This window comes from Kordia sp. (assembly GCF_045105435.1).
GTDB lineage: Bacteria > Bacteroidota > Bacteroidia > Flavobacteriales > Flavobacteriaceae > Kordia.
Genome location: NZ_JBGCDL010000304.1, coordinates 1 through 5,054, shown reverse-complemented (window position 1 = coordinate 5,054; position 5,054 = coordinate 1). Strand labels below are relative to the sequence as shown.

Here is a 5,054-nt window from a genome sequence, read left to right as displayed (position 1 = left end):
TAAAGATATCATTTCAGGTCAAGGCATTCGACTTAAAAAACAAAGTGGAATAGACGTATTGGTTTCTCCGTTTTATTTTAAAGTGAAAGCAGCAAAACAATTACTATCGATTGTACCAAAAAATGGAAAAGGTGTGATTGTAACGACTTTGTATACTGTTTTTTAGATTCGCTTCGCTGTTAGACCGCTGTGGCTATTAGATACTAGATCGCTTCACTTCGACAAGCTCAGTGTAAACGCTTTTAGACTTTTTTATTTTAAATGCTAAATGTTGAATTTTAAATTGTTTCTTATTGCTGTGTGATACTTTTTACCACGAATTCACGAATTTTTCAGCTTTTTTGTCGGCACAAGTTTGAGAACTCGCACTAGCGTGTGAACATTGAGCAGAGTTGAAATGTGAAACGTCTTTGCGAGGAAGCATGACGTGGCAATCTGTTTATTGAGATATATTTTTGTCACTAATTTTCAAATTGAATTAGGTCTTTAATTCATTTTAACTGAACCTGAACACATATCACCTTCTTTAATTCCATTTAACCAAACCATTAATTTTTCAGTTCTTTCTTCAGTCAATTTTTTTAAATAAAATGCGCTACACATTGGATGAGAAGAACCATAATAATGAGGTTCCTTATAATTCGGATACTTCATTTCTAATTCAGCGTCACGAAATTTAATCCAAATTCGTTGTGCGTTTTTTAAGCTTTTTATAAAGGTTGAATCCGATTTATATTCAGTTAAAATCTTTTGATAAACTTCGTTTAGTTTTTTGTCAGCCTTGCTAAATTCTGCATAAGCAGTTTTGTTCATTTCCGCTTGAGTTTGTGAAAAACAAGTCAAATTAAAAGCCAAAAATAATATAAATAGTATTCGATTCATTTTCTACGTTTTGTTAGGGTATTAAGCGTAATCTATTCTTCATTATTTAGTTTAAAAATCAAAACTCCGTCATTTGTTAAGGCTACATCACAATCATTGTAGTATAGTTTTAACAATGGTGTGTAAGGGTCAATGTCGGTTCGATCAGTTAATGTCCATAAAATCCAATTACTTGGAATATATGAAGAAGAAAGTCTATACATTGGTTCGCTCAAGAAAAAATAAGCATTATATCCGTTTTCTCCATTCGCTTTTTCTATTAGGTCACATAATTCGTCATCTACTTCAGTAGAAATCGAGCCTGCTTTGCTAAGTAATTCAAGCCTAAGTTTGTCATTTCCATATTTCACAACAATTTTAGGATTTTTTAGCTCATCAGATGGAAATAGATTGTAAATACTTTGGATTGATTTTTTAGCTTCTTGAATTAGTTCTTCTTCACTTGATAGCTTGTTATTTAGTTCCCCCAATTCACCCCATCTCAATAAATATGCTCTCTCTGCTAATTCTTGACTTTTAGGAAATTTTTCAAATAGTTTAAAAAAAAGGTCTTTTTCTAAGTCCCAAATGTCAAAATGTAAGTCTAAATCACAATCAGGATCAGTCTCAACATTTAATGGTTTTCCCATTATTTGTCGCCAATAATTTTGCCAAATTTTATGTTGTTTTTTCAAATACAATAATTTTATTCAAAGTCTCACTGCCTATTTCCCTTTCCCTTCAACAATAACAACAATTTCGCCTTTTGGCGGTTTGTTTTGATAATGTGCTAAGACTTCTTTTGCTGTACCGCGAATGTTTTCTTCGTAAAGTTTAGTAAGTTCACGAGAAACTGAAACCTGTCGGTCTTCGCCGAAATATTCACAGAAATGACCTAAGGTTTTTACAAGTTTGTGTGGCGATTCGTAAAAAATCATCGTACGTGTTTCTTCAGCCAACAGCTTAAAACGCGTTTGCCTTCCTTTTTTTACGGGCAAAAACCCTTCAAATACAAATTTATCGTTTGGCAAACCACTATTTACCAATGCAGGTACAAAAGCGGTTGCGCCAGGCAAACATTCCACAGGAATATTATTGGCAATACAGGCGCGTGTTAATAAAAACCCAGGATCAGAAATTGCAGGTGTTCCAGCATCGCTAATTAAAGCAAAAGTTTCACCAGCTTTCATGCGTTGTATCAAAGCTTCAGTCGTTTTATGCTCGTTGTGCATGTGGTGACTTTGCATGTGTGTACTAATTTCAAAATGTTTCAACAGTTTTCCGCTCGTGCGTGTATCTTCTGCCAAAATAATATCGACACTTTTTAAAACTTCAATAGCTCTAAAAGTCATATCTTGTAAATTTCCGATAGGTGTTGGCACAATATAAAGTTTCATCAATACGATTTTTTGCGATTGGAATTTCCGTTACATTTCGATTCAAAAATAACTATTACAACATAAAATGTCGTAATTCCTCCGGTTTAATTGTTATATATACGCAACCTTTTTGGATTTCCCCCATCATTATAATAATATGAAACAACTATACGTAACCGTTTTTTGCTTGTTCAGTTTTTATGTTGGATGGACTCAAACCACAGACTTATCTGCCAGTATTGAAGCTACTGACCTTAGCGGAACGCCAATTTCTAATGTAGTGCTTTTTGAAGAATTCTACTATGTTACCACCATAAGTAACTCTGGAAACGATGTTAGTAACGCTACATTTACACAAGAATTTGCGCCAAATGTTGCAGCGTTAACATTTGAAAGTCTCAATGCAGTTGGTGGTGCAGCTGATGCTATTAATTTTGTATATGATGGAAATACCAATACTGCTACTGCGGAGCTTCCCAACTTGCCCACAGCTTCCAGTGTACAAATCCGAATTTTAGTAAGAGCGCCCAAATTTTCAGGAGGAATTTCGACAACAGCTACGGTAACGCCACCTGTGGGAACAACTGATACATCGCCTAGTGGTAATACTTCTATCATTTCTATGGATGTGACGTATGTACCGTTAGATTTTACGGTTACTTACCAACAAGTAAACCCAACTTCGGGAACAGGAATTTCTGCATGGGGCGATCAAGTTACCTACGAATTTACTATCACTAATAACGGAACTACGCAGTATCCAATTGATGATTTTCAATTGCTACACGGTTTGGCTTCAAATTCCGTAAATGGTACTACAGAACTCCGATTGCTATCATTAGAATGTATAGAAAGTACAAATGGTGTGGTTTGCCCAACAGATTTTGGTGCGCTTCCAGGAAATCCAGTGACGTTATCACCAATAACTACGATATATTCCTATGGACAAGAAATTATTTTTCCTTCGCAATCGAGTTTGAAATTTAGTGCTGTTTTTGAATATATTGATGGCGATTGTGGACTTGAATCAGAATTGATAATTATTCAGAGTTTTGCCGAAATTGCACTTGCAGAACCTAATACAGCTTCCGATCAATCAAACATAGAAATCACAGATTTAGTAGACTCAACTATATGTCCGTGTACCGATGTTTCTATTGCAACGCAACAAATAGATCCAGCTCCAGGACCACCAATTACTGATTGGAATCAGCAGGTAACCTATCAAACCACATTGACTAATAATGGACCGTTAGATACCAGCATTCAGTTTTTTTTACAAAATTTAGGAATCTCTTGGCAGTTTGTTTCTATAACCTGTGTGAGTGCAACTGGTGGCGTTACTTGTGCGGATATTAATTTTGATATTGATGAACAATTTTGGCAGGTAGAAGATTTTCCGATTCCTGCGGGAGCAACAATTATCATAGAAACTGTAGTGCAATATATAGAACCTAATTGTCCAACAGATACTATCATCGATTCGCCTTTTAGAACAACGGTAAATATGTTGGATCATGTAGATTGTGCGCCTGGCGACAATAATGAGTTCAATACGATACAATTACCACAATCTATGGGAACAGATGATTGTATTCTTCCTGATAGTGTAAGTATTATAAAAACGCAAGTAAGTCCTGCTTTGCCATTGGGAAGTTCGGAGGATAATCCAGTACAATGGGGCGATATTACCTATCATATCACGGTTACAAATGACAATACAAATGAAGTTCCACTGAGTTTGGTCGATTTTTATGGCGGTAATACGGTTGCCACCGGAATATTACAATCTGTAACCTGTATAGGAACTACAGGAACGGCCGATTGTATTCCGATACCAAATGCCAATATAGGCGTTCCGTTAACAACGCAAACTGAGGTTTTTTGGGAAATTACAGCAGCTGAAAACTGGATGCTTGCCGCACAAAGTTCAATTACTTTTGAAGTAGTTGTCAATTGGAATCCGCAATGTTCAAATGCTGTTGTTCCTGTAACCAATGCCGCTTCGGCAACAATCCTTAGCTTAGATACGAGTTTTCAAACTTTCGAGATCACGTATTTAACTTCTTGTGTCGATTTAATTATTCAAACTTTTCCATCGCAAGCTACAGTTGCTGTAAATTCAAATTTTAATTGGATTGTTGACATTACCAATAGTTTTACAAGTTCTACCGCAACTGATGCTATATTTACAACAACGGTAAATCCTGCTTTTACCATTACAGGCACACCAACTTGTACTGTAACAAGCGGAAATGCTACGTGTATAGCTACGTTTACTGTTGATAATACTACGAATGAAGTTTTAGGAGTTATTCCATTACTAGATCCTGATGCAACAATACAAATCATAATTCCGGTTACAGCACCCAATTTTGGAGGCTCATTTACAAACATTGCCGAAGTACAACCCGATCCTGCAAACAATACAGAGTCCGAACCAAGCACCAATATTTCTATTTCGAGTGTACAAGTACTATCGCCAAGCGTCACAAAAACATTTACTCCAGACGAAATTACAGCGACAGAAACATCTTTGCTAACGTTTACCATTGAAAACGTTCCTGGAAATATTGCGCAGTCAGGAATTTCTTTTACCGATAATTTACCTGCGGGAATTGTCTTAGCAGACGATCCGTATTGGGAACAAAGTAATGACGCTACAGCCGATTTTGTTGGCTTAACAAATGATGATTTTGTGGGAATTGCCAATTTGGTCATTCCAGATGGTGTTGCCAACTGTACTTTTGCCGTTTTAGTTACTTCTGCGACAAGCGGATTGTACACAAATGAGTTTGCTAATTTTTCAAACCT

The 5,054-nt window shown here is 36.1% G+C and carries 4 protein-coding genes and 1 pseudogene; 2 read left to right on the top strand and 3 right to left on the bottom strand.

What is annotated here, in order from left to right; genetic code table 11:
• A pseudogene (locus AB8B65_RS15540) lies at nt 1-166 on the top strand (SAM-dependent methyltransferase); the annotation flags it as partial.
• Between the two features lie 320 nt (nt 167-486).
• Here AB8B65_RS15540 and AB8B65_RS15535 read toward each other — a convergent pair.
• From AB8B65_RS15535 to rsmI, 3 genes are read right to left on the bottom strand one after another with little or no spacing between them, the layout of a single operon-like run.
• A complete protein-coding gene (locus AB8B65_RS15535; RefSeq protein ID WP_405302182.1) occupies nt 487-882 on the bottom strand; it encodes a lysozyme inhibitor LprI family protein in 396 nt (131 codons plus the stop codon).
• A gap of 32 nt (nt 883-914) precedes the next feature.
• Entirely contained in the window at nt 915-1,556 is a 642-nt protein-coding gene (locus AB8B65_RS15530) for a hypothetical protein (RefSeq protein ID WP_405302181.1), read from the bottom strand.
• A gap of 30 nt (nt 1,557-1,586) precedes the next feature.
• A complete protein-coding gene (rsmI, locus tag AB8B65_RS15525) occupies nt 1,587-2,261 on the bottom strand; it encodes a 16S rRNA (cytidine(1402)-2'-O)-methyltransferase (RefSeq protein WP_405302180.1) in 675 nt (224 codons plus the stop codon).
• Nucleotides 2,262-2,397: 136 nt separating this feature from the next.
• On the opposite strand from rsmI, the gene AB8B65_RS15520 reads away from it, so the two are divergent.
• Nucleotides 2,398-5,054: hypothetical protein (locus tag AB8B65_RS15520; protein WP_405302179.1), on the top strand; the 2,657-nt coding region annotated here is incomplete at its 3' end.